We start from the raw sequence: 22,839 nt of genomic DNA, 5'->3' as shown, positions 1-22,839 counted from the left end.
TTAGCTATTGAAGCCAACTTACTTTTTTTATATCAAAACGCATGAGCTTATACCCGACAAAGTACGCAAAAGTCCTTGTCATACAATCTCCGCAAACTCCTCAATATGATTGTCCACATATTCTGCAATCCGGGCAGTTACCGACTCTTCCATATCCATGAACTGCTCTTCCAACTCATCAAAGGCCTCGTATTGCTCATACATTGCCATAAATTCCTCATCATCCCTGTCCTTTTCCAAATCAGCACGGTTCTCATCATATATTTTCTTCGCGCTATAAATCAATTTGGCAAATTCTTTCGCTCCAAACTGCCGCATTGCTTTTGCAAAAGGATTATCAAAGATATAAGGTCCAAAACCATTCTGTATCAATTGTACAAAACCACCTTCATTTATTTCTTCACGCAAGAAATGATACCCCAACAATGAATGCTGGTAACCATTGAGCAAAGGCATTGTTTCCGCATTGACAACACCTCCTGTCACCTCCAAGTATTTATCTATAAACACCTTCAAGAAACCATCCATGCCCTCTTCCGCACCTCGGCGCAAAGCTTCGTCCGTAATTGCTATTTTATTTGCTTCCATTCCTATCATTATAATATAGGTACAAAGATAGAAATTTCATCGGAAAGAAAAAACATTTTGGCAACTCTAGTTTGCAAAATGCTGTCCTGCAATAAATTTATTTTATTTAAAGATAAAAAGTGACGGGCAACAAGTTGCAGAAAAGAATAAAACGACTAACTTTGTAGGCGAAAAGAATAACCAATCTTTTCACGTGGTTACGAATATTTATTTTATTACCAAAAAACGTAAAGAATATGACTTATTCACACGAAGTAGAACACATGTGTGTTGTGAAGAAAGGTCCCAATCACGGACCGGCTCCTATTCCTGAAGAAGGAAAGTGGGTAAAATCAAAAGAAATTAAAGACATCTCTGGTTTGACACACGGTATTGGCTGGTGTGCTCCTCAGCAGGGTGCTTGTAAACTAACCCTTAACGTAAAAGAAGGTATCATCCAGGAAGCATTGGTAGAAACTATCGGTTGCTCAGGTATGACTCACTCGGCTGCCATGGCTGCTGAAATCCTTCCGGGAAAGACTGTATTGGAAGCATTGAACACCGACTTGGTTTGTGACGCTATCAACACAGCAATGCGCGAACTATTCCTTCAAATCGTTTACGGACGTACTCAGTCAGCTTTCTCGGAAGGCGGTCTGATTATCGGTGCCGGTCTGGAAGACTTGGGTAAAGGTCTTCGCAGCCAGGTAGGTACTTTGTATGGTACTTTGGCTAAAGGTCCCCGTTACCTTGAAATGGCTGAAGGTTACATCAAGAACGTATTCCTGGATAAGAACGACGAAATCTGCGGTTACGAATTCGTTCACATGGGTAAGTTCATGGACGAAATCAAGAAGGGTACTGATGCTAACGAAGCGTTGAAGAAAGTTACAGGTACTTACGGACGTGTAACTGAAGAACAGGGAGCTGTTAAGAAAATTGATCCACGTCACGAATAATTATAAGGAGGAAAGAATATGATTAGAGAAGTAAAATTCGAAAGCCAAGACCGTCGTATCAAACAGATCATTGCTGCTTTGAACGAAAACGGCATCAAAGACATCGAAGAAGCTAACGCAATCTGCGAAGCTGCCGGACTTGATCCTTATAAAACTTGTGAAGAAACTCAGCCTATCTGTTTCGAAAATGCCAAGTGGGCTTACGTAGTAGGTTCTGCCATTGCATTGAAGAAAGGTTGCAAAAACGCTGCCGAAGCTGCCGAAGCTATCGGTATCGGTCTGCAGGCATTCTGTATTCCGGGTTCTGTAGCCGACGACCGTAAAGTAGGTATCGGTCACGGTAACCTGGCTGCTATGTTGCTGCGCGAAGAAACTAAATGTTTCGCATTCCTGGCAGGTCACGAATCATTCGCTGCTGCCGAAGGTGCTATCAAAATCGCTGCAAAAGCAGACAAAGTACGTAAAGAACCTCTGCGTTGTATCTTGAACGGTTTGGGCAAAGACGCTGCACAGATCATCTCTCGTATCAACGGATTTACATACGTTCAGACTGAATTCGATTATTTCACAGGTGAACTGAAAGTAGTTCGTGAAATCGCTTATTCTGACGGTCCTCGTGCAAAAGTAAAATGCTACGGAGCCGATGATGTTCGCGAAGGTGTAGCTATCATGTGGAAAGAAGGTGTAGACGTATCTATCACCGGTAACTCTACTAACCCGACTCGTTTCCAACATCCGGTTGCAGGTACTTACAAGAAAGAACGTGTTCTTGCAGGTAAGCCTTATTTCTCAGTTGCATCAGGTGGTGGTACAGGTCGTACTCTTCACCCGGACAACATGGCTGCCGGTCCTGCTTCTTACGGTATGACGGACACTATGGGTCGTATGCACTCAGACGCTCAGTTCGCCGGTTCTTCATCAGTTCCTGCTCACGTGGAAATGATGGGATTCCTGGGTATCGGTAACAACCCGATGGTAGGATGTACAGTGGCTTGTGCGGTTGACGTGGCTACTGCTTTGAGCAAGTAATATAATACATTGCTAATATATAAATCCCTGTAACCATTGCAGTTATAGGGATTTTTATTTCCAGTAATTTCATTCGTTTAACTGATGACCCACCCCCTCCTATTTTTCAATATCAATCAAAAGTATTGCAAATAATTGTCTAAAATTACGGAATGAAATTGGTTCTTTAAATCATAAATCGGTTATACAATTAAGAGTTGGTTTAGGATAAAAGGAGGTCAAAACGAAGATTATTTATATGCAATCTGGCATTTTTGAAAATTTAAAAACAAGCAAAATTCAACAACCTGTTTTATCCTGCATATACTCAAAGAACGATTATCATAATATAAAATTGACGAGCAAGAAAAACTAGATCAAATCCCTGTATCTTAAATATTATCAAAAAAAGGAAGGCTGTTTTCACGCCCTCCTGTCTGTCCGCACAATTATATAATCCCGTATTTGCAGTATCTCACAGAAGGTAGAGTTAGCTGATGCCTAACATGATAGCCCCTTTACCTAGTTGTTTTCGGTCTGTTCGAACTAATATACATTTTAATATCAGACTTCCCCTGCCAAATTCACATCAAAAACGAGGTTTTACAAATTTGTCATCTGGAGATGTAAAAGACAACCCCGGAACAGAACGGCGGATATCTTTATAGGCATGTTCTTTAATCAGTGAATAATCTGTAGCATCCAAAGCATAGTAATAATCATCTTTATCTGTCGATAACTTTACAGTCCAGTCAAACATATTTCCAAAGATGGTCAACTCATCTTTTGCCGGATCGAAACCGGGGAGAGCTGATTTCACCAAACTTCCATCACTATTGATAATATAAAAATGATGCTTGCTATCTACCATATACCCCAAAGTCCGACGGCTACGGAATTCAGTAATAAACACATATTCCGGCAAGACTCCTTCAGGCAACTGAATAGCTTTCACATACGGACGTCCTTTGGTGCACTTCAGATGGAACAATTTATGGTTGGCATCTAAAACCAGATATCCCTCATCATAGTCTTTACGAGTAGTTGGATTGCCCGAAGCATAGCATGCAGGAAAAGCAAACCCTTTCTGAACCAGCATATCCGTAAACAATTTACTTTTCGCCTCATCGATACAATTCGTTTCCATACGAATAAATTCTATACCTTTATCGGTAAAACGGAATGCATCTTCGGGCATTTTCAAATCCACCCGTTTGGACATGGACTCCATCAGAAAATAGAGTCCTGTCTGGGGAGCATTGATGGCTGACGGCACACTCTTGAAAGTAAAGTTTGTCAATTGAATATCTTTCGGACTAACTGCCTTACCACAAATGGTATCAGGGAAACGTTCGTCCGCCGTAAGCTGGCGCACATAGAGAGAAGGCAACAAACTGTCTACCTGCTGTTGTGTATATGTATTGCCTTTCGTATCATAGCGGTGAAGTTGCTTATTCTCATCTAGTTGTGTAATAACAAAATCACCAAGTACGGAACTATACATAGTAAAAGGAGTTTTGACAGGCTTCAGTGTGAGAAAAGCATAACACCAAGGCAACTGCCATACAAGCAGGACAGCTACGGTAATATAAAAAAATATTTTGCTGAATCGAATCATGTTTGTTTGATTTTTTAATAATAAACATTCAATTAGTCTTGCTTACCGGCCTTGAACCGTACCACAGAAATCCACGAAAGAGAAGCGGCAAGCAACGTATAAAGTGTCAGACAGGGCAAGAAACTATTATATGCCTCCGCTCCCGGAGCCAGAAAGTAGACACGGAAAATCAATGCCGCAATAATCAGATTCAAAACCCTGCGCTTCCATGTGGGTTCCAGGCAAATCCATGAAACAAGCAGATAACCGGCAAATCCGGCAAAAAACCATGGAGCCGCAGATAATAAAACACGCTGCACCAACTCACTTGTAAAATGTTGTGGCAGATAAACTCCCATCATAATAAAACTCATAGCAAAACAGGTCACCAGTGCAAGTACGCCATAGGCCAACATTGACATGACCATTTTCTTCTGTGAATAAGGCAAATGCAAAGTAAGCTTCAAACACTTACGTTGCATCTCGGGGAAAAACTGTACGGCAGCAAGCAAGATACCGATAAGTAAAGGGACAAATTGCAACAAATCAATAAATATAGCATCCTTCTGGACCATCACTACCCATAAATGATCGATTCCCTGTATGGCAATGGTACGGCCAATACGAAGCATGGAATATCCTGTGATCCCTATCATAAAAAGAGTTGCCAGCAACCAATACCAACGCGTTTTTATCCACTCTTTATAAAATATGGCTTGTATCATATTTCTTCTATTTAGTTTACATATTAATACTTTCCGGTAAGACCGATAAAGGCATCTTCCAGACTTACATTTTCGTGCTGCAAACCAGTAAAGGGAACTTGACTTTCCTTCAACAGTTTCTCCACATCCACGGGAGGCAAAAAGGAGTACGTTTCCAAGGTTTGACGAATGACAGCCGGATGATAGCAAGTTGCCGGCAACTGAGGCTGATAACCCTCGGGCACAGTACAAGTATATCTTCTCAGCTCTTTCATCAACGTTTCAATAGGCTGTTGAATAAGGATAGAGCCATAATCCATAATAATACAATCATCAATCAACCGCTCCATATCCTGAATAATATGGGAAGTCAGGAAAACAGTCTTGTTCTCGGAACGGGCATAATCACGTAAATAATCCACAAAAAGACGGCGATAGCCCGGATCAAGTCCTAAAGAGAAATCATCCAGAATCAACAACTCCGGATTTTGTGCCAGGATCAGTCCCAATGCCACTTGCGAACGCTGTCCGTTCGACATTCTTGAGATACGTTGCCCCGGAGCTACCTTCAATTTATTCATCAAGTCATAATAAGCCTCCTTTTTCCATTGTCCCGGATAAAAAGAAGCATAAAACTTTTCTATTTGTGTGATATTCATAAACTGATATTGAACATGACCTTCCAGCAATAAACCGATATTCCTGCGTAAAGCAGGATTCATGGTCTGAATGTTCTCACCAAAGATGCGACATTCGCCTGAACGCGGCTGAAGATAACCGCTCAATATATTAATGGTTGTCGTTTTCCCTGTACCATTTTTACCCAACAACCCCAAGATACGCCCTTGAGGAACTTCAAAACTCAAGTTCTCATAAATCTTGCGTTGACCGTAATAATGGGTCAGGTTCTTACATTCTATAATTGCACTCATGCTTTATAAATCATTTTTCGTTTGCTATTAGAAACACGCCAGGAAAAGAATAGGAATCAAGATACCGGCCACCAACTCGATTCCTCCTCTGCCCCACAATCCTTTAGGACCTTTTATCATCACTATACCGCTGACAGTGATAATAATCAGACAGACAGCAAAAGCATCGGCAAACCAAGTCCACCACTTACCCGGATTGAAATGGAGTTGTACCATGGAAGAGATCAGCGGACGGCGCTTCACCCCCTCGTAGACAGCATCTTTTGTCCGGGTGTTAATCACCAGACTTGAGCCTCCTTTCAGAAAAACCTTAATCAGATCCGGTTCCGGGTAATAATATTTAGTAAAATTTCCGGCTTCGCCCAGCGGTTCCAACAAAGTCAAAATCATCTTCTCATTAACTTTGCTCTTGTCCGACAGATCCTCTGTTATTTTATATTCCGTTCGTGTAACTGTATAATGGGGATTTATGCTATCCCTATGGTTCATCACGATACCCGAAATAGCATAAATCAAAATCATTCCCGCAAAGAAGAAAGACAGATCACGATGGATGATCCGGCTCCACTTGCGGAATGCAGTACCTTTATTCTGCGATTTCATAAGAACTGGCTTCCATATAGTAGAATGACAGATAATCTTTTCCGGTAGCAGCTTTTCTTTCTGCTATCTTTGCGCGAAAGTCCGCAATACGGGCTTCAGGGGTGCTGGCTGTTTCACCGCGTGCTTTTTTTTCCGAATCACACCCGGCAGCAGTTTCTCCATGAGATTTTTCAGTCTGTGCTTTCAGTTTAGCCTCCCAGTTTTGCAAGTAAGCTTCATCTACCCGCTGTTCCTTTAACGTTCCGGTCACTGTGACAATAGCGTTGATGCATTTGGTATCAAACGAGCCCAAAGGTCCGGCTTCCACACGAATCGTTTTGGTATCATCACTACCCATCAGGAATATTTTTGTAGCTCCGTGCTTGCAGGTATGTGTGCAGATTCCTTCGATAGTCACCTCCTTGTTGGCCAGTGAATCGGCATGCACCAGCAGATTATCGATGCTCAATGCCGCCGGAGCCGCCTGCTCCGTTTTTTCAGACTGGCTCTGTTTGTTACTGTTTCCACAAGAAGTAGTAGTTACTAAAGCTGCCATTAAGGTTGCAGCGACCATAAACTTAATTTTCATATGCTAACTGTTTTTATTTTTTAAAAAAAGATGCCCAATGAACAAACGGCATACTGGGCCGTTCCGCATTTTTTATAATATGCCGCCTGCCATTGAACAGACAAAGACAGGTTATATTGTTTCATGATGGGATAATCCCCTTGCAGACGAATCCCCACCATACTATAACTATCAGATAAATAGTCAATATTTGCCAATAAAGTCTGGGCGGACGACTTCGCGGTATTCAATCTCGGTAAAGAATATTCAGCCGATAAATTGGCATAATATCCACCGTTAGCTTCTGCGGTCAATCGTAGCAGCCTCTTCTGATACAGCAAACGGGCACGCAAAGAACTCTCCAAAACAGACAAGTGAACAAACCGGGATACGGCGTTGTAATCCGTTTCCAACCGATGGTAGATTATGTTTGGGACAATTGCTCCTCCCCATACACCTTTATCGGTCAAAAGCTTCTCCCACAAACCACTTACGGCAATCCGACTATTCGTGACCTTCATTCCCGGAGATGTACTAATTAATGCTCCATAGGAGCTTCCGCCCGCCTCTCCGTAAATATTCTCCATTCCTTTACGAACTATATAGCCTGCATCCAGTTTCACAGCAAGGTGTTCTGCCTGCTGAAGTTCCCGCATCCAGGTCACGTTTCCTTTCAAATCAGTCGTATTCAATTCCAGCAAAGTGAGATTATTGGCATTGCTCAATTTCTTGTCCATTGACATACGGTCAATTGAAACTGTGGCCGATATCCCCTTTTCCGTATCAACTGGCAGAATGCCTATGCTTCCTCCCCACCGGATGCCTTGATGCTTCGTCCCGGTCTGGTTTCCGGCGAAACGCACATAATCCATGCCCAATCCCAACATATGGTATACCGAAGTAGAGCCTTTATCTGCAAGGAATGAAATCTCACTTTTCTGCTGATAAAGCCGGAAATCTGCGGAAACTCCCAAACGATATGTCCCCAGACGATATCCTGCTCCCAAAGCAAAAGAGAGATCGGAAGCTGTATTACGTGGACGCGGATCTTTATCCCGATAATTATGAGACGCTCTGTAACCACCGGTGATTCCCCATGTCCAGGAACCTGACTCACTGGCGTAACCTCCATTGAAATAATAAGTTTCTCCCTTCAGGAAACCACCAATGGAATCACCAGTCACGTAAGGAGCGATCAATTTCCAGTCTATATTTTCATTCCATAACACATTCTCCTGCTTCTCACTCCTGTATCCTGCTGAACCGAATACACGATCACGTTCCGAAAGAATAACGAAGGAATTGACATCTACCCCGATACGGGTATCCTTATCACCTTCCTGTTTCAAAGATGCTTTTCCTTTATCATGATAAGCTCCATTTACGTCCAGCCTTGTCCATATATACGGAGTATAGTAATAATAAAGTGCCGGATTCTGCCATATCTCGCCACGAAATCCAGTCGCAAATGAAGCGGTACGGATTACCTTATCGGACAGGGAGAGTGTGTCGGTAGTCTGCCCGAAGGCTTCCTGCCGACTCTCCACAAATAAAGCAATCAGCAACATAATGATAATTCGGATTAGCATCATGAATAATAAAGATTTATATATCAATAAGACGGATTCAATTATTTGTTAAACAGGCTCGGAGTAGCCGCAGGTGTGAAATCAACGGTAGAGTTATTTGTATCCTGCAATACTTCCCGATCACCATCCTTGTAGGCGGCTTTACGCATTACGCACTTTCCGATGTTTTCTGCAACGGTATTGTTCATACCGATATAAGTATGCCCCATATCCAGCCCGGTAGAGGTTACATTCCACTGCCATTCATTGGAAGCACCTACATTTACAGCATCAATCACCCATTCATTGGGGAACTTATATTTGCTTTGCGGTTTACTGGCTGTTCCATTTTGCATAATATACGTATAGTTGTATGCATAGTCTGAAATATACTTTTCTTTAGTCATACTTTTGGGTAATCTGCCAATAGCATAAGCGCGATTTCCCTGTTTATTCAACACCCAGATAGTTTTGGAATAACAATAATAAACATCTAGATTGGGAACAGCCGGATTATCCACATCTTGCTTTGATTCAATATACCACTCAAAATTGGCTTTACTTAAATCTATAGAATTCGGATTAGCCTCTTTATGATTGATCGCATTGTCACAAAGGATAAAGGATTCTCCCGGTTGTACCGGATAATCTGTTCCACTGCCCGGTACTGCTACAACAGAGCCTACCGCAATAGCTTCATCCATGATATCCGGATCTACCGATTGATATTTCTGAGTAGTTTGGAATTGTGATTCCATAAATATCAATCCATCCGCATACAAAACTTTATCCGAGTTATTATAGATACGTATATACTGGTCGCCATTATATTGCTTACCTGCTTCATTATAGGTTCCGGGAATAAATATCTCGGCAATCACAAAATCAGGATCACCTGTATTGAGTACATGAACCTTCAGTTCCAGCTTGTACGACCCTCCAGATACGGCCACATTCTGTTGTACTCCCTGTACATCGACTTCCACCGGAGTTCCATTCTGTGAGTAAGTTCCCTTACCAATGAAAGTTACATTATACAACCCGTCCGCCAGTTCAATACTCTGAGCCGGATAGGTAATGTCTGTCTTGACAGATGTATTTACATTTTCAAAAGTATAGGTTCCACCGGTCAGTTGCAGCCCCTCGATAGTTGTATCTACAGTAGTGGTAATACCTACAGTGGATATGCTCACTTTGTCATCATCACTACATGCGGTAAATCCCAGCATTGTCACAAAAAGGACTAACATTGTCAATTGATTCTTTTTCATCTTCATCTCTATTTTATTGTTCATTTACTAAAAGGTTAAGTTCATTTCCATACCGAAATAAGGCGATTCGGACGTTCTCCGTTGCAGTACGCCCCGTAACGTATAATCAGGATAAATACCCAAAAGCCGGTTTACATAAAAAGCCAGATTCAGATACTTACCGATCCGTTTACTCGCCTTCAAATTGATATCCATATAAAAAGGCACGGTAGTACGCTCAAAATAAGTGGCTGAATATTTCTCCACCAGATGCTGTAACTGAATATTGTTTTTATCCTCTTCGCGAAACGGATGCGTTTCACCGGATTGATCTATATAGCTTACTGGCACGCCATTATTCCACAAGTTCCGTCTGTTGGTATACCAAGTGCATTGTGCCGACGTAGAGAAAGTAAGTCCCAAACGCTGTATATAGGTATCAAACATAAAGTTCGTATTGAATGCCTGGCTTTCTGTTCCGTTGTCCCCATTGTACAATCCCACATATTTCAGCTGTTTATTGTCCAACAATATAGAAGAGGCCTTATATTGAGGAGAATCCGAATTATAAATTGTCTTTATCCAGGCTCCATACATAGTGACGCGAGTCTTGAGCGATTCTATTCGTTTGGAAGCGAACTGAAACTCCACTCCTTCTTTACACACCTTCATTACATTACCTTGTGTGGAATACACATCCAGATTATATTCATTTGTATAAGTCAACTGAGAAAGTTCTGGAGGAGCCGTCAATGCTGATCCGTCGATACTAGCAGGATCATATAGTTTATATGCCAATGACCTATAATAAGTGATATCATCAAAAGCATTATTCATCCGTTCGCGGAAATAAGTTATCGACAGGCGGTTTCCCTTATAGCTGACGTCGGCCCGCACTTCCCATTTCATGTTACGTGCTGGTTCCAATTGATAGTTTGTATTATCCCATTTATATGTCATCATATTGATACGGCGATAATCCGGATTGGTATGGTAATAATTCAACTGAATCAAATCTACATACTTAAAATCCGGATATAGCTGTGCGGTGGTCGGCATACGGCTGATCCAGCCCAAACCTCCCGAAAAGGAAACATCCCATCCGTTTGATACCGGTAAACTCCATTGCAAGTCCAGACGAAGATCGGGATATATCTTGCCCTGCATCTTATATTTAGTGTCCAGCCCCAATAAAGACTGCAAACGGATACCAGCCGTAAAAGCCAATTTATGTCTATTTACAGGAAGATTCAACACCTCCTCGGCATAGAAGGCGAAAGGTTGCAGCTCCGGTATATCCTTAAAACGGCGAGGCCGTGTACTCAAACTTTCACTGATGGGCCGTGTCACATCGAATACCTGGCCTTCTCCCAAATTCTTCTGATAATTCCATTCCATCCCCATATTCATCGCATTCTGTAATACCCCCAACGGGAAAGCCAACCGCGTACGGGCGGAAGCCGTAACATATAAAGGTTTACCATCAATATCCATCTGTGCCACATAATTATAAGGTAGATAGATGCCATCAAACTCTCCGGTTTCTGTCTGAGTAGCAATAGCTGCCGGACGATTCAGAGAAACGGACTTTATTTCACGCATCTTCTCCCACTGCTGACTGACAGAAGTAGCCACACCAACCTCACGAATCCATAAATGGGCCGGAAACTTCATGCTCCATTTCCCCGCTATCTTCAGGCTGTTAAAGTCCGATTTATAAGAATCTTCCTTTACTGTCGCATCTTTATCCCTCTTCGCATCATCAAACGAGCCGGTATAATCGGAACTGATATTCCAATGAATATTACGTTCATTCCATAACCATTTGCCATCCAAGCGGGCGGAAGCAGTAAGGCGAGTGTAATTTTTCACACTGTTACGCGGATCTATTTTGGACTCCAAATAGTTTAAATCAGCATTCAACACATAACGCCCGTTCCCATCCAGCCGAATTCCCTTGCCTACAGAAAACAGTTTACTGGTTTTATCAGCCTTAAAACGCGCAGACAAGGGGCTCTCATTCATTTTACGCTGAATGATTACCGCACCGTTTGCCACATTACCATAAGCCACGGAAGGAATGCCACGAATGATTTCCACCTTCTCAATATTATCGGTTGAGATGGTACGCATATCTATCCCTTTTGACATTGTGCTCGTTGCATTCACTGCGGAAGTACTGTTTGGCATATATTGCAGATTCGCATCCGTATTCTGGGAGATACCATCAATATAAAATCCAACTCCCAATGAAGAGATATCCTCCGTCTTACCTGTTTCACGTATCCGGATCAGATTGGCCTGCCCCATCTGAGGATCAGCCGACTTTCCTCCAGGTACTAATTCCATCAAGTCACTGAAACTGCTGGGCTGAAGATGTTTCATGGCTGTACGGTCAACGATAGAAGCGCTGGTAGCGCGTTTTGATTCAGAAGCGGTCACCACTACCTCGTTCAGCGCCATGACCGAAGGTTTTAAATAAAAGATTGCTGAAATATCCCCAATGACCTTCACTTCTTTTTCTGTAGAATCATATCCTAAATAGGATACAATAACCCGATAAGTTCCAGGATGGATATGTAGAAGTTCAAAATGTCCATTCGCATCTGTTATTCCCCCATAAACAATCTGCTTATCCACAAACAATTGAACTGTAGCGTAATCCAACGCTTTATGAGTCTGCTCATCCAGTACAGTTCCCCGAAATACAAATGTCTGCCCCCATAAAAGAGACACATTGCTACAAATTATAAATAAAAAAATATATGCAATCTTACAAATCATTTCATTCTCTATTGGTTTGCAAAATTACAATTCATAAAAGCTCGGCACAATCCCCATTTCTAGGTATATACTAAATTATACATAGATCGGAGATACCTACATGACGGTATACAATTTACAAATAAAATCACTTTCACCTAAACTTTATATTCACATTTTTTTTCAATGATAAGATAAATACATCTACTTTTTACCTATTTCAATGGGGAAAATGCCACGCCATATAAATACAGTTCATTATCAACATATTACCCCATAAGCAATGGTATGAAAGCATAATGGCATACAACTTTATATTACAAATCCATTGGCAGAATATTTATATCCGGCAGTCAAGGCACATCAGGTTTATTAAGTAATATCTATCCTTCAAATATTAAATTAGCAAATGAAGAAAAGCAACTGCAAAAAACACTATATTTGTGAAAATGAATTCAAATTAAACAGTTAGATTATGGGTACTTTAGGTTGCATCAATAACATGATGAGAAGAGATAAAGAAAATCGTGAACTACGAAAGGCAGGAAAGGAACGCTTGAATGAAACTAGAAACCGACTGATTGATTTGAACAAAAAAGGGCACTCCTCCCATCTATCCCTTGAGCAATTAGAAGAGATCAGAATAAAAACGCAAGAAAAAGAAGAAGCGGAAACCCACCAGCTCTTCAAAATAAAATTAATCATGTTAGGCATTGTTCTAATAGCAGGAGTTCTGATATGGATAGGAATTACTTTTCTTTAAAATTCCACTCTCTATTTTTCTTTCTTATTCCTTGAAAAAACCAATAAGAATTCTTATATTTGTGATACCAACTTGGAATAACCTTAAAAACAGATAGATATGAAAAGAATATTATTACTACTGGTTTTATGTTTAAACATAAGTATGGTGCTTGGACAAGAGTATAAAAATTGGGAAAAATATGATATAGAGGGATTCTATATTATTGCCAAATCAAAAGCAGAAGCCAAGATTAGCAAAAATGTATTGAGGGAGGGAGCAGATTATTATATCCTCACCGAAATGGATGACCAAGTATTCCCATCTGGTGTCAGCAAAAAAATAACTCCCAAACTCTATAAATTAAAAGATACTGAAATATACATATTTTTCAGCTTTCCTCCTTTCCTATTTGATGCCGATAATGGAATGATAGAGATTAAAGACAATAAAGGAACTTTTTTCAAAAAGCCAACACAATAAACATCAAGATACTCCATCACCAATATCTTCATCAACCACATTCATTATCCCTAAAGATGAAGAGGGAAAAGTATGCTATAAACATACACCATCCACAAAAGAAATAATATAAATTAAAATACCATGCCTAAAATTACAAACTGGCGGTTATAGCCTCAGCCAAATCTTCATAACTTGCCAACGGGTTATCCGTGAAAACACTACGGATAACCAACTCTTTATCTATGACATAAACACGAGGTATTCCCGATTTAGCAAACTGATAGTATACCGTGCGGTTTTCTTGGGCCGAATAGGGCAAGGTCAAATGATTTTCGTCCCAATAACGGACAATCTCTGCCGAGCTCTCTTCCCTGCTAATACAAACCATCCGGATTCTTCGACCGTAATCCGTATATATTTTTTGCAGCACAGGAAGTTCTTTCCGACAGTCCGGACACCCCGTATGAAAAAACACAATCAAAGAAACCTCTCCTTTCAGAGTTTCGGAAGTTATTATTTGTCCATCATCCATTACCACAGAGAAAACAGGAATGCTCTCTCCTGTTTGTAAATCAACAGTACCTTCCTCCACATCATCATCAATACACGCCGTACACATTACACAGGTCCAAAGCAGAAAACAGACCGTTTTTATCCAATTCTTCATTTTCATTCCCATTTTTCTTCTTTACAAAGATAACATGATTTTCATGAAATTACTACTTTTGCAGCATGAAACAAGAATTAAAAGAAAACCAAGGACTACCTGCCTCCTTACTTTGGACGCTAGCAATTATTGCGGGAATCTCCGTTGCCAATTTATATTATAACCAACCTTTATTAAACCGCATCAGCCGTGATCTCCAAACATCCGAGTTCACCGCCAACCTGATAGCAATGATTACCCAAATAGGTTATGCCATCGGATTGCTGTTCATTATTCCTTTGGGAGATTTATTTAAAAGGAAAACCATTATTCTAATCAATTTCACAGTCCTGGTCGTTTCATTACTAACCATCGCACTGACTCCCTATATCCATCTCATTTTATTTGCCTCTCTACTGACCGGCATTTGTTCGGTGATGCCACAAATCTTTATCCCCATAGCTGCCCAATTTTCCACTCCCGAAACCAAGGGAAAAAATGTAGGTATGATTGTATCGGGATTGCTGACAGGTATCCTGGCCTCGCGCGTAGTAAGCGGAATTATCGGTGAATATTTAGGATGGCGGTTCATTTTCTTTGTGGCAGCCGGGATGATGGTGATATGTGTCATCATCATCATGCGTGTACTACCCGACATGCCGTGTAATTTCAAAGGCAGATACAGTGATCTGATGAAATCCTTGTTTTCATTGGTTATGGAATACCCCCAGTTGCGTATTTCTTCCTTACGTGCCGGAATTGCTTTCGGCTCATTTCTTGCTCTATGGACTTCATTGGCATTTAAGATGGAACAAGCCCCTTTTTTTGCGGGAAACAACATTGTAGGGTTATTGGGATTATGCGGCATAGCAGGAGCTCTCACCGCCTCGTATATAGGAAACTATGTACAGGTTTTGGGAGTCAAACGACTGAATTACATCGGTTGTGGTTTGATATTTTCAGCGTGGTTCTCGCTTTATTCCGGTCAGAACTCCTATGTGGGAATCATCATCGGAATTTTTATCATAGATATAGGCATGCAATGCATCCAATTGAGTAATCAGACTACGATTTTCTCTCTTAGCCCGAAGGCGGCCAACCGTATCAACACCATTTTTATGACGACCTATTTTATTGGCGGTTCCATAGGTACACTTCTTGCCGGAATATTTTGGCACTGGTTTGGATGGCAGGGAGTAGTAGGAACAGGTATCACACTGGCAACCTGTTCCTTTATGATAAATATCTTTTCAAAAAAATAAATCAGGAATCCATATCGCTTAGATGCAATTCCAGCGCCTTGACCGAAATATAAATCTCGCGCACAGAAATCCCCAAAGAAATAATGAGCAGCACAAGCGCCAGTCCAAAAATATATACGGATATAAGGTAGAACTGTATATACATTAAAAACATACTGACCACACAAAGCAACAAACTTCCGATACCTGTCACCTGCATGGCACGTGTCAGATAAAGACGCTTGCGGAGATTAGCAATCTGTGCTGCTGTCACAGCCGAATGATTCTCACGATATTGGTCCTTCAACGTACGCACTAATTGAGCGTATGAAAGAAAACGATTAGTATATGCCAACATAATCAGCGATATGGCAGAAAATAATAAAGCAGGAGTTGTTAAATCTATTTCCATTTTTATAGGTATTTCAAAGTTAGAATATTGCAAAGATAAAGTAAATATCCCGATATTCTCCTTCCTTTTTACAATGAAAGGAATATCTTTGCAATAAAAATAATTCAAATAAACTAATATGCAAACCATAAAATTATACATAAAAGATTGGTTGGCTATCCATCCTTACATCCAACAACAGGCTACAGACAGATATTTTGTCGATCTGGCTAACCGATTATACTCCACTTGTACGATAAGAGAGATTCCCGAATCCATAAAAAAGAAATTATGTCTTTACACCGCTGCCTATTTTGAAGATGTCATTTCAGGTTTAGGTCTATGGCAAGCATTCATCAAAAAACATCTGGAACTATATGATACGTCACTTCCTTTCTATACCATCCGGCCGGATTATATAAAAGATGAGATCAATGAAGAAGATATCCGCTTCATCATTTGGAACACTTTAGAGAAGGCTCCATATAAACATCCGTATATCAATCCGATGGACAGGAATATCGAAGAAACCTCGCATTCATTTTTCCGGATATTGGATGAAGAGTATGAAACGGCTCCCGCCAATGACACGTTACAGGATTTCTTTATGGACTTCAAAGGAAAAGAGAACGCAAACCATAAACTACGCTGGCTGTTCGGACATACTTATCTCACAGAACCATCTGTACAAGAATATATTGCACAGGTTACAGAAACCGACAAATTCATCATTCCATGTGGCCCCCTTGCCCTGTTTCTTCATGAATGGATTGACCTGCTGACCAACGGAGAAACCGAATGTTGGGAAGAGATAGAAGGACTATACCCTGCCATTCCCGAAATATCGGATGAAATGAAGGAAAGGAACCACCATACCTATCAATTGTTCACGCAAGGCACAAACGGTGCCCGTATCGTATATCTGGAAGGATATAAGGAACTACACCGTTTCCTTACCCAAGTATTACAATGGCCGGACGATTCCAATCACACTTTGCCCCAAATGAAGGAACATAAGGATTTCATCATGATGGTGAATTCCGAAAAAGGTATTCTACTGGCGAAAGATATATGCAAATACATCAGTGACCCTCTTAACCCGATGTATGATGCCGCAACGGCTGCCCAAGAGGCATTCAGCCTGCTTACTATCCCGACCAAATGCCCACCGGACCTGATGGAATATGTAATAAACAACCACTATATCCCCGATGCACAATTCCCCGAATTTGGTGAAAGGGAACTGGTTCAAAAGAATGCGGACTTTATAGCCCGCAACTCCTTATTATATTACTACAGGGGAGATTAGACTCTCCCCACCGCTACTTCGTTCACCAAAGATCTACTTTCAGCAAAGTCTTTCACATTTTGCAGAGTAGTATGAGCAATATTCGTCATTGCTTCTTTGGTAAAGAATGCCTGATGAGAAGTCACAATCACATTGTTGAAAGACAAAAGACGGGCTAAAGTGTCATCATCAATAATCTTGTCGGACTTATCTTCATAAAAATAAGGCTCTTCTTCCTCGTATACATCCAGACCGGCATATCCTACCTTTTTAGTCTTCAGTCCCTCTATCAAGGCATTGGTGTGAATCAACTGCCCACGCCCCGTATTGATAATCATCACTCCGTCTTTCATTTTACTGATGGAATAATCATTAATCAGATACTTTGTCTGTTCTGTCAAAGGACAATGCAGGGAGATGATATCCGAACTATGATAAAGTTCATCCAAAGTACAATAAACCACCTGATGTTCACGGGCAAAATTGTAATCGGGATAAAGATCATATGCAAGAACATTCATACCGAATCCACGTAATATCTGAATTAAAATCTTGGCAATCTTACCCGTACCGATAATTCCGGCAGTCTTGCCATGCATATCAAATCCCATAAGCCCGTGCAGGGAGAAATTCCCGTCACGTGTCCGCATTGTAGCACGGGGAATCTTGCGGTTGAGTGATAACATCAACGCCACCGTAAATTCGGCAACGGCATAAGGTGAATAAGCCGGTACCCGTACCACTTTCATCTTACCTGCCGTTGCCGCTAAATCCACATTATTATAACCTGCGCATCTTAAAGCCAGCAGTTTAACACCATTATCCGCCATTGCCCGGATAACTTCGGCATCAGCCGTATCGTTTACGAAGATACAAACCACATCCACTCCTTTGGTCAACACCACGTTATTCATATTCAAATGGCCTTTGTAATACCTGATATCAAAGCCAAACTTCTCATTAGCCTCCGTAAACGAGCGTTCGTCGTAGGGTTTCGTGTCGTAAAAAGCTATTTTATAAGCCATAATTGTTTTTCCATTTATAGTTCATATAAATAACAAAAACACGGCCCCTACTGTTCACATACTGACTTATAGTTTTTTCAGTTCCGTGTACAGGCGCTGTACAGGAAGCCCCATCACATTGAAGTAACTACCTGAAATACCACGGACACCAATGAAACCTATCCACTCTTGTATACCATAAGAACCAGCCTTATCCATCGGCTTGTAAACCCGGATATAATAATCGATCTCCTCATCGGACAATTCTGCAAACGTTACTTCTGTCACAGCTGAAAAACTTCGCTGAGCCCCGACGGTAGTCAGACAAACTCCGGTTATCACCTGATGGGTCTTGCCGGAAAGCTTCCACAACATTTGCCGTGCATCATCCTCGTTATGAGGCTTGCCCATGACTACACCATCCAACCATACAATGGTATCGGCAGTAATAATCAATTCGTCCGGATGCATGGTATTCCGGTAAGCAGCCGCCTTTTCGCAAGCTATATACAAAGGGATTTCCTCTGCTTTCAATGTATCCGGATAGGTTTCCTCTATGCCGGGTAGTGTTTTTACTTCATATTTTATACCTAAGCCGGATAACAATTCTTTGCGGCGCGGAGAATTGGAAGCAAGGATTATTTTATATTTTTCTAAATTTTCCAACATAACTTTTCTTTATTTCATTACCACCCGAAGGCCTTTTCATGAGCCATCCATTTTCCTTGAGCCTTCAAGACCTGTTCCACCACGTCACGGCCACATCCATATCCCCCGTTACGATGAGAAATATAAACAGCTGTTTCCTTTATCTCAGGTGCCGCATCAGCAGGACAACAAGGCAGCCCACACAAACGCATCACTTCATAATCGGGAATATCATCGCCCATATAGAGTATCTCCTCATCCTGCAATCCATATTTTTCCTTCAAATGGGCATACTCCCGGGTCTTCACCGCAGCAGCCAGATAGACATCTTTGATACCCAGCCCCTCATAACGCTTACGCACCGCCTCGGTATTTCCACCGGTAATGATGGCAACATGCAGCCCGCATTTCACAGCCAACTGCAATGCATACCCATCCTTGATATTAACCGTACGCATGGGTTCACCATTGGGGTGCAAATAAATAGTTTCCGCACTCAATACCCCATCTACATCAAATACCAATGCCTTTATTTTCTTTAAATCATAGTTTATCATACCACTTATGAGTTCTTTCCCTCTTTATTTGCCTGAATGACAGACAAAGGGAGATTATGAATACTTTTACTTATCTTTTCGTACAATTCCTGCAAAGACTCCTCATCCGCCAACATCTCCAAATGTTTGCTTATTACGTTTTCATCGTAGCGTACAGCCGGACCTGTCTGCGCCTGTGTGGGAGAAAGTTCATGTACTTTGCCGGCAGTTTCGTCTATCAGCGGAAGCATCACTTCAAAAGGAATCCCCTGCTTTTCCAGTATATGTGAACTTAATGCATACATATGGTTTGCAAAATTACAAGCAAAGACTGCCGCCAGATGCAAATACCTACGTTGCCCGGAAGTCACTTCATACACTTTAGGACTGAGACGAACTGCCACCATACGCAGCAATTCCACTTCTGCCGGAGCAGATGCTTCTATAAAAAAAGGTACAGTATTGAAATCCACTTCACGCTGCTTGCTAAAAGTCTGCATAGGATAAAGTACCCCATAGCGTTTTACCAATCCCTTCCATAAATCCATAGACATACTACCCGCCGTATGTACAAACAAGGCCTGCTCCCTTCCTTTCACCAATACAGGAGCCAATTGTCGCAAAACTGCATCTTTCAGCGCTACAATATACAAATCGGCATCCCGACGTATCTCGTCCGGCACAATAGTGTAGTCTACTGAAAGTCTGGCAGCCAATGCAGAAGCAGATTCCTCTGTACGGCTGTATACCTGCAAGATAAGACACCCCGCCTTTTGTAAAGCAATTCCCAGATGGGTTGCCACATTGCCAGCTCCTATCAGAACTATTTTCATCATCGGGTCGAAACTAAATATAAAATAACTCCCACCAGCAACAAAGCCGCCGGCAACAAATAAGCAGACATCTGTCCCAACAAAGCTATCACCAAACCGATATTCAATATCAGCCATATACCCGTCAATACAATTCCTACTGACTTATCAGCCTTGAACCAAAGGAAAATAACAGCTGCATACAGTAACAGATTGTCTTTCTGCATAACCCATGGCAACCCGTGTGAAGCAAATCCTATAAACTTATCGATCAGATAAAGCATCCCCATCACAATGAGAAACACCGCAGAAGCTTTATACGTATCCTTATGATTGACAGCAGCCACGTTTACTTGCCTCCATATTTATTAATGTGAATTTTCTCCCATTGTAAATGCTCCTCATTAAAAGGCTTGCGTTCCATACCCTTATGCCCTACCGCTATAATGGAAACCACCTGCAACTGCAACGGAATATCAAGCAACGTATGCACGTATTCACCCGAGGGCATCCCGGTAGCGGTAAAACGTTCACGCACCTGTATCCAACAACTTCCCAACCCCAAATCTTCTGCCTGCAACTGGATCATTATGGAAGCAATTGACGCATCTTCAATCCAGACATCACTAGCCAACGGATCAGCCATCACAACTACAGCCATAGCAGCATCCGCTAGGAAAGCCGCCCCCATCTCCTTACAATGGGAAAGTTTTTCCAACATATCCTTATCATCTACCACAATAAACTGCCAGCAATTACTACGTTTAGAAGACGGAGCCATCAAAGCAGCCTTCAACAAAGCAACTACCTCTTCCTGTGTCAACTCTTGATCCGTGAACTTACGCATGCTGCGTCTGTTCTTTATTAAGTCACTAAATTGTTCCATAATATACCCTGTTAATTTATTTTTCTGCACAAATATACAACTAGAATGTGGATTGATAAACAAAAAACAATAAATTTGCAATTAGAGATGCCTGTCAGATTAAGTACATATCGCAAAGGAAATGCCATTCCCCCTCTGCCGGGAACAAACATTTTCCATTCTACCGAGCTGTTTCATGTCTTTGAAATGACCCGGGGATACGAACCTTTGCTTATCGTAGCCTATATAGGAAACCGTCCTGTAGGCAAACTGCTGGCAGTCATCCGGAAAAGTGTGCGCCTGTTCCCCCCTGCAATCATCAAACGATGCGAAATTTATGGCACAGGCGAGTATTTTGATGAAGAACAGAATAAGGAAGACCTGTTCGGGGAAATATTGGAACATCTCACCAACGAAGTATTATGCAAATCGTTCCTCATCGAGTTCCGCAACTTGGAAAATCCGCTATTCGGATACAAAGCTTTCAGAAAGAACAACTATTTCGCCATTAATTGGCTAAGAGTACGTAATTCACTGCACAGTAAAGCTCCTTACGAACGGCTGAGCATGTCTCGCAGAAGACAAATAAACAAAGCTCTGAGAAATGGTGCCATCATGGAAATAGCCGACAATGAGAAAGATATACAAGATTTCTCACGAATGTTGAAAAAAGCCTATTCCTCACAGATAAGAAAACATTTCCCGGACATCGGCTTTTTCCGGTTATTAGCATGGCAGAACCCGGAAAAAGAATTAGCCAAAGTGTTTCTTGTGAAATATAAAGGCAAAATCATCGGTGGTTCTATCTGTCTTTTCTCAAAAGAAAGTGCCTACCTGTGGTTCTCAGGAGGTATGCGGAAAACCTATGCTTTTCTTTACCCCGGTATTCTGTCCGTATGGGCACCTATTACCTATGCTTACGAAAAAGGATATGCACATTTGGAATTCATGGATGCAGGATTACCGTTCAAAAAGCACGGTTACAGGGACTTTATACTCCGCTTTGGCGGCAAGCAGAGCAGTACACGCCGCTGGTTCCGCTTCAGTTGGAAGTGGCTGAACAAACTCTTGTGCAAATTCTATATTTAACTCATTTTTGTCTTTTTGTCTAAAGTGTTGTGAAGCATCTTGCAAATAAGAAATAAAATTGAAGAAATATTTCTTTATTTAACTCGAAATTACTTTCTTTGTGCAGTTTTATCTGAAAACTTGAGTATAAAACCAAACTATTAAAATTATAAGATCATGAAAATCTCACACATTGAACACCTGGGCATTGCCGTAAAGAGCATTGAAGAGGCCCTGCCGTATTATGAAAACGTATTAGGTCTGAAATGCTACAATATCGAAACAGTAGAGGATCAGAAAGTTAAAACCGCTTTTCTGAAAGTAGGTGATGTTAAAATAGAACTGCTGGAACCTACAAGCCCCGAAAGCACTATCGCAAAGTTCATTGAAAAAAATAATGGCAACGGTGGTATGCATCATTTGGCTTTTGCAGTGGAAGATGGTGTGGCAAATGCGTTAGCCGAAGCTGAAACCACCGGCATCCGTCTCATTGACAAAGCTCCGCGTAAAGGTGCCGAAGGTTTGCAAATTGCTTTTTTACATCCCAAATCAACTTTGGGCGTCCTGACCGAGCTTTGCGAAAAACCATAAAACACGAGATCTGACTATTCACGATTGAAGTCAGTATATTTAGT

Annotated in this window: 25 protein-coding genes; 8 read left to right on the top strand and 17 right to left on the bottom strand. The window is 41.4% G+C overall.

Going from position 1 to position 22,839, the window contains the following annotated elements:
• Positions 1 to 78: 78 nt before the first annotated feature.
• Positions 79 to 588 (bottom strand): DMP19 family protein, encoded by a 510-nt coding sequence (locus BVU_RS12670; RefSeq protein ID WP_005847451.1) that lies wholly within the window; start codon positions 586 to 588, stop codon positions 79 to 81.
• A gap of 236 nt (positions 589 to 824) precedes the next feature.
• Here BVU_RS12670 and BVU_RS12665 point away from each other — a divergent pair, with 236 nt between their 5' ends.
• Together BVU_RS12665 and BVU_RS12660 are read left to right on the top strand one after the other, a co-directional pair.
• Complete coding sequence (locus BVU_RS12665; protein ID WP_005847450.1) at positions 825 to 1,526, top strand: iron-sulfur cluster assembly scaffold protein; 702 nt, start codon at positions 825 to 827, stop codon at positions 1,524 to 1,526.
• Positions 1,527 to 1,544: 18 nt separating this feature from the next.
• Positions 1,545 to 2,555, top strand: coding sequence for a GGGtGRT protein (locus BVU_RS12660; protein WP_005847449.1), 1,011 nt, complete (start codon positions 1,545 to 1,547; stop codon positions 2,553 to 2,555).
• 568 nt (positions 2,556 to 3,123) lie between these two features.
• On the opposite strand, the gene BVU_RS12655 is transcribed toward BVU_RS12660, so the two are convergent.
• The 8 genes from BVU_RS12655 to BVU_RS12620 are packed head-to-tail and all read right to left on the bottom strand — an operon-like array spanning position 3,124 to position 12,519.
• The gene (locus tag BVU_RS12655) at positions 3,124 to 4,152 is read right to left on the bottom strand and encodes a DUF4857 domain-containing protein (protein WP_005847448.1); all 1,029 of its coding nucleotides are present in this window, start codon (positions 4,150 to 4,152) and stop codon (positions 3,124 to 3,126) included.
• A gap of 32 nt (positions 4,153 to 4,184) precedes the next feature.
• On the bottom strand, positions 4,185 to 4,856 hold the full coding sequence (locus BVU_RS12650) for a hypothetical protein (protein ID WP_005847447.1): 672 nt from the start codon (positions 4,854 to 4,856) through the stop codon (positions 4,185 to 4,187).
• Between the two features lie 23 nt (positions 4,857 to 4,879).
• Positions 4,880 to 5,767, bottom strand: coding sequence for an ABC transporter ATP-binding protein (locus BVU_RS12645; RefSeq protein ID WP_005847446.1), 888 nt, complete (start codon positions 5,765 to 5,767; stop codon positions 4,880 to 4,882).
• Positions 5,768 to 5,794: 27 nt separating this feature from the next.
• Positions 5,795 to 6,370: a PepSY-associated TM helix domain-containing protein gene (locus BVU_RS12640; RefSeq protein WP_005847445.1), complete on the bottom strand. Its 576-nt coding sequence runs from the start codon at positions 6,368 to 6,370 to the stop codon at positions 5,795 to 5,797.
• Positions 6,354 to 6,938: a hypothetical protein gene (locus tag BVU_RS12635; RefSeq protein ID WP_005847444.1), complete on the bottom strand. Its 585-nt coding sequence runs from the start codon at positions 6,936 to 6,938 to the stop codon at positions 6,354 to 6,356. The genes BVU_RS12640 and BVU_RS12635 overlap by 17 nt, the downstream gene beginning before the upstream one ends.
• Positions 6,939 to 6,958: 20 nt before the next feature.
• Complete coding sequence (locus BVU_RS12630) at positions 6,959 to 8,509, bottom strand: DUF6850 family outer membrane beta-barrel protein (protein ID WP_011965632.1); 1,551 nt, start codon at positions 8,507 to 8,509, stop codon at positions 6,959 to 6,961.
• Between the two features lie 38 nt (positions 8,510 to 8,547).
• Positions 8,548 to 9,762, bottom strand: coding sequence for a DUF4876 domain-containing protein (locus BVU_RS12625; protein ID WP_011965631.1), 1,215 nt, complete (start codon positions 9,760 to 9,762; stop codon positions 8,548 to 8,550).
• 21 nt (positions 9,763 to 9,783) lie between these two features.
• A complete protein-coding gene (locus BVU_RS12620) occupies positions 9,784 to 12,519 on the bottom strand; it encodes a TonB-dependent receptor (protein ID WP_008782093.1) in 2,736 nt (911 codons plus the stop codon).
• Between the two features lie 454 nt (positions 12,520 to 12,973).
• Between BVU_RS12620 and BVU_RS12615 the strand changes: the two genes are divergently transcribed.
• Both BVU_RS12615 and BVU_RS12610 read left to right on the top strand, forming a co-directional pair.
• Positions 12,974 to 13,261 carry a hypothetical protein gene (locus BVU_RS12615; RefSeq protein WP_005847440.1) on the top strand — a complete coding sequence of 96 codons (288 nt, stop codon included), beginning with the start codon at positions 12,974 to 12,976 and terminating at the stop codon, positions 13,259 to 13,261.
• A 99-nt stretch (positions 13,262 to 13,360) separates the two neighbouring features.
• Entirely contained in the window at positions 13,361 to 13,723 is a 363-nt protein-coding gene (locus tag BVU_RS12610; RefSeq protein ID WP_005848268.1) for a hypothetical protein, read from the top strand.
• A gap of 133 nt (positions 13,724 to 13,856) precedes the next feature.
• Here BVU_RS12610 and BVU_RS12605 read toward each other — a convergent pair whose 3' ends face one another.
• Positions 13,857 to 14,372, bottom strand: coding sequence for a TlpA family protein disulfide reductase (locus BVU_RS12605; RefSeq protein WP_032939199.1), 516 nt, complete (start codon positions 14,370 to 14,372; stop codon positions 13,857 to 13,859).
• Between the two features lie 65 nt (positions 14,373 to 14,437).
• On the opposite strand from BVU_RS12605, the gene BVU_RS12600 reads away from it, so the two are divergent.
• Positions 14,438 to 15,613 carry an MFS transporter gene (locus tag BVU_RS12600; protein WP_005847437.1) on the top strand — a complete coding sequence of 392 codons (1,176 nt, stop codon included), beginning with the start codon at positions 14,438 to 14,440 and terminating at the stop codon, positions 15,611 to 15,613.
• 1 nt (position 15,614) lies between these two features.
• Here the strand turns inward: BVU_RS12600 and BVU_RS12595 are convergent, their stop codons facing one another.
• The gene (locus BVU_RS12595) at positions 15,615 to 16,004 is read right to left on the bottom strand and encodes a DUF2721 domain-containing protein (RefSeq protein ID WP_005848274.1); all 390 of its coding nucleotides are present in this window, start codon (positions 16,002 to 16,004) and stop codon (positions 15,615 to 15,617) included.
• A 118-nt stretch (positions 16,005 to 16,122) separates the two neighbouring features.
• On the opposite strand from BVU_RS12595, the gene BVU_RS12590 reads away from it, so the two are divergent.
• Positions 16,123 to 17,292, top strand: coding sequence for a DUF3843 family protein (locus BVU_RS12590; protein WP_005847435.1), 1,170 nt, complete (start codon positions 16,123 to 16,125; stop codon positions 17,290 to 17,292).
• On the opposite strand, the gene BVU_RS12585 is transcribed toward BVU_RS12590, so the two are convergent.
• The 6 genes from BVU_RS12585 to BVU_RS12560 form a co-directional block, all read right to left on the bottom strand.
• On the bottom strand, positions 17,289 to 18,296 hold the full coding sequence (locus BVU_RS12585; protein WP_005847434.1) for a 2-hydroxyacid dehydrogenase: 1,008 nt from the start codon (positions 18,294 to 18,296) through the stop codon (positions 17,289 to 17,291). The genes BVU_RS12590 and BVU_RS12585 overlap by 4 nt on opposite strands.
• A 66-nt stretch (positions 18,297 to 18,362) precedes the next feature.
• Positions 18,363 to 18,944, bottom strand: a complete 582-nt coding sequence (locus tag BVU_RS12580) for a Maf-like protein (protein WP_005847433.1) — start codon at positions 18,942 to 18,944, stop codon at positions 18,363 to 18,365.
• A gap of 17 nt (positions 18,945 to 18,961) precedes the next feature.
• The gene (locus tag BVU_RS12575) at positions 18,962 to 19,480 is read right to left on the bottom strand and encodes a KdsC family phosphatase (protein WP_005847432.1); all 519 of its coding nucleotides are present in this window, start codon (positions 19,478 to 19,480) and stop codon (positions 18,962 to 18,964) included.
• 5 nt (positions 19,481 to 19,485) lie between these two features.
• Entirely contained in the window at positions 19,486 to 20,292 is an 807-nt protein-coding gene (locus BVU_RS12570; RefSeq protein WP_008670504.1) for a Rossmann-like and DUF2520 domain-containing protein, read from the bottom strand.
• Positions 20,292 to 20,618, bottom strand: a complete 327-nt coding sequence (locus BVU_RS12565; RefSeq protein ID WP_011965630.1) for a hypothetical protein — start codon at positions 20,616 to 20,618, stop codon at positions 20,292 to 20,294. The genes BVU_RS12570 and BVU_RS12565 overlap by 1 nt, the downstream gene beginning before the upstream one ends.
• Before the next feature lie 2 nt (positions 20,619 to 20,620).
• Positions 20,621 to 21,157, bottom strand: coding sequence for a nitroreductase family protein (locus tag BVU_RS12560; RefSeq protein WP_005848283.1), 537 nt, complete (start codon positions 21,155 to 21,157; stop codon positions 20,621 to 20,623).
• 45 nt (positions 21,158 to 21,202) lie between these two features.
• Between BVU_RS12560 and BVU_RS12555 the strand changes: the two genes are divergently transcribed.
• Together BVU_RS12555 and mce are read left to right on the top strand one after the other, a co-directional pair.
• Positions 21,203 to 22,225: a GNAT family N-acetyltransferase gene (locus BVU_RS12555; RefSeq protein WP_011965629.1), complete on the top strand. Its 1,023-nt coding sequence runs from the start codon at positions 21,203 to 21,205 to the stop codon at positions 22,223 to 22,225.
• Positions 22,226 to 22,381: 156 nt separating this feature from the next.
• On the top strand, positions 22,382 to 22,795 hold the full coding sequence (mce, locus tag BVU_RS12550; protein ID WP_005847427.1) for a methylmalonyl-CoA epimerase: 414 nt from the start codon (positions 22,382 to 22,384) through the stop codon (positions 22,793 to 22,795).
• Positions 22,796 to 22,839 lie beyond the last annotated feature (44 nt).

The sequence above is a fragment of the Phocaeicola vulgatus ATCC 8482 genome, assembly GCF_000012825.1.
In the GTDB taxonomy this organism is placed as follows: Bacteria; Bacteroidota; Bacteroidia; order Bacteroidales; family Bacteroidaceae; genus Phocaeicola; species Phocaeicola vulgatus.
This window is presented reverse-complemented; position numbering and strand designations above follow the sequence as displayed.

What these genes read in the sequence shown, in the direction of transcription:
- BVU_RS12650 (WP_005847447.1), bottom strand. Translation starts at nt 4,856, where the DNA reads ATGATACAAGCCATATTTTATAAAGAGTGGATAAAAACGCGTTGGTAT.
- BVU_RS12645 (WP_005847446.1), bottom strand. Translation starts at nt 5,767, where the DNA reads ATGAGTGCAATTATAGAATGTAAGAACCTGACCCATTATTACGGTCAA.
- BVU_RS12630 (WP_011965632.1), bottom strand. Translation starts at nt 8,509, where the DNA reads ATGATGCTAATCCGAATTATCATTATGTTGCTGATTGCTTTATTTGTG.
- BVU_RS12580 (WP_005847433.1), bottom strand. Translation starts at nt 18,944, where the DNA reads ATGTTGGAAAATTTAGAAAAATATAAAATAATCCTTGCTTCCAATTCT.
- BVU_RS12600 (WP_005847437.1), top strand. Translation starts at nt 14,438, where the DNA reads ATGAAACAAGAATTAAAAGAAAACCAAGGACTACCTGCCTCCTTACTT.
- BVU_RS12655 (WP_005847448.1), bottom strand. Translation starts at nt 4,152, where the DNA reads ATGATTCGATTCAGCAAAATATTTTTTTATATTACCGTAGCTGTCCTG.
- BVU_RS12575 (WP_005847432.1), bottom strand. Translation starts at nt 19,480, where the DNA reads ATGATAAACTATGATTTAAAGAAAATAAAGGCATTGGTATTTGATGTA.
- BVU_RS12585 (WP_005847434.1), bottom strand. Translation starts at nt 18,296, where the DNA reads ATGGCTTATAAAATAGCTTTTTACGACACGAAACCCTACGACGAACGC.
- BVU_RS12670 (WP_005847451.1), bottom strand. Translation starts at nt 588, where the DNA reads ATGGAAGCAAATAAAATAGCAATTACGGACGAAGCTTTGCGCCGAGGT.
- BVU_RS12610 (WP_005848268.1), top strand. Translation starts at nt 13,361, where the DNA reads ATGAAAAGAATATTATTACTACTGGTTTTATGTTTAAACATAAGTATG.
- BVU_RS12640 (WP_005847445.1), bottom strand. Translation starts at nt 6,370, where the DNA reads ATGAAATCGCAGAATAAAGGTACTGCATTCCGCAAGTGGAGCCGGATC.
- BVU_RS12665 (WP_005847450.1), top strand. Translation starts at nt 825, where the DNA reads ATGACTTATTCACACGAAGTAGAACACATGTGTGTTGTGAAGAAAGGT.
- BVU_RS12555 (WP_011965629.1), top strand. Translation starts at nt 21,203, where the DNA reads ATGTGGATTGATAAACAAAAAACAATAAATTTGCAATTAGAGATGCCT.
- BVU_RS12625 (WP_011965631.1), bottom strand. Translation starts at nt 9,762, where the DNA reads ATGAAGATGAAAAAGAATCAATTGACAATGTTAGTCCTTTTTGTGACA.
- BVU_RS12570 (WP_008670504.1), bottom strand. Translation starts at nt 20,292, where the DNA reads ATGAAAATAGTTCTGATAGGAGCTGGCAATGTGGCAACCCATCTGGGA.
- BVU_RS12620 (WP_008782093.1), bottom strand. Translation starts at nt 12,519, where the DNA reads ATGATTTGTAAGATTGCATATATTTTTTTATTTATAATTTGTAGCAAT.
- BVU_RS12635 (WP_005847444.1), bottom strand. Translation starts at nt 6,938, where the DNA reads ATGAAAATTAAGTTTATGGTCGCTGCAACCTTAATGGCAGCTTTAGTA.
- BVU_RS12590 (WP_005847435.1), top strand. Translation starts at nt 16,123, where the DNA reads ATGCAAACCATAAAATTATACATAAAAGATTGGTTGGCTATCCATCCT.
- BVU_RS12615 (WP_005847440.1), top strand. Translation starts at nt 12,974, where the DNA reads ATGGGTACTTTAGGTTGCATCAATAACATGATGAGAAGAGATAAAGAA.
- BVU_RS12560 (WP_005848283.1), bottom strand. Translation starts at nt 21,157, where the DNA reads ATGGAACAATTTAGTGACTTAATAAAGAACAGACGCAGCATGCGTAAG.
- BVU_RS12595 (WP_005848274.1), bottom strand. Translation starts at nt 16,004, where the DNA reads ATGGAAATAGATTTAACAACTCCTGCTTTATTATTTTCTGCCATATCG.
- mce (WP_005847427.1), top strand. Translation starts at nt 22,382, where the DNA reads ATGAAAATCTCACACATTGAACACCTGGGCATTGCCGTAAAGAGCATT.
- BVU_RS12605 (WP_032939199.1), bottom strand. Translation starts at nt 14,372, where the DNA reads ATGAAGAATTGGATAAAAACGGTCTGTTTTCTGCTTTGGACCTGTGTA.
- BVU_RS12660 (WP_005847449.1), top strand. Translation starts at nt 1,545, where the DNA reads ATGATTAGAGAAGTAAAATTCGAAAGCCAAGACCGTCGTATCAAACAG.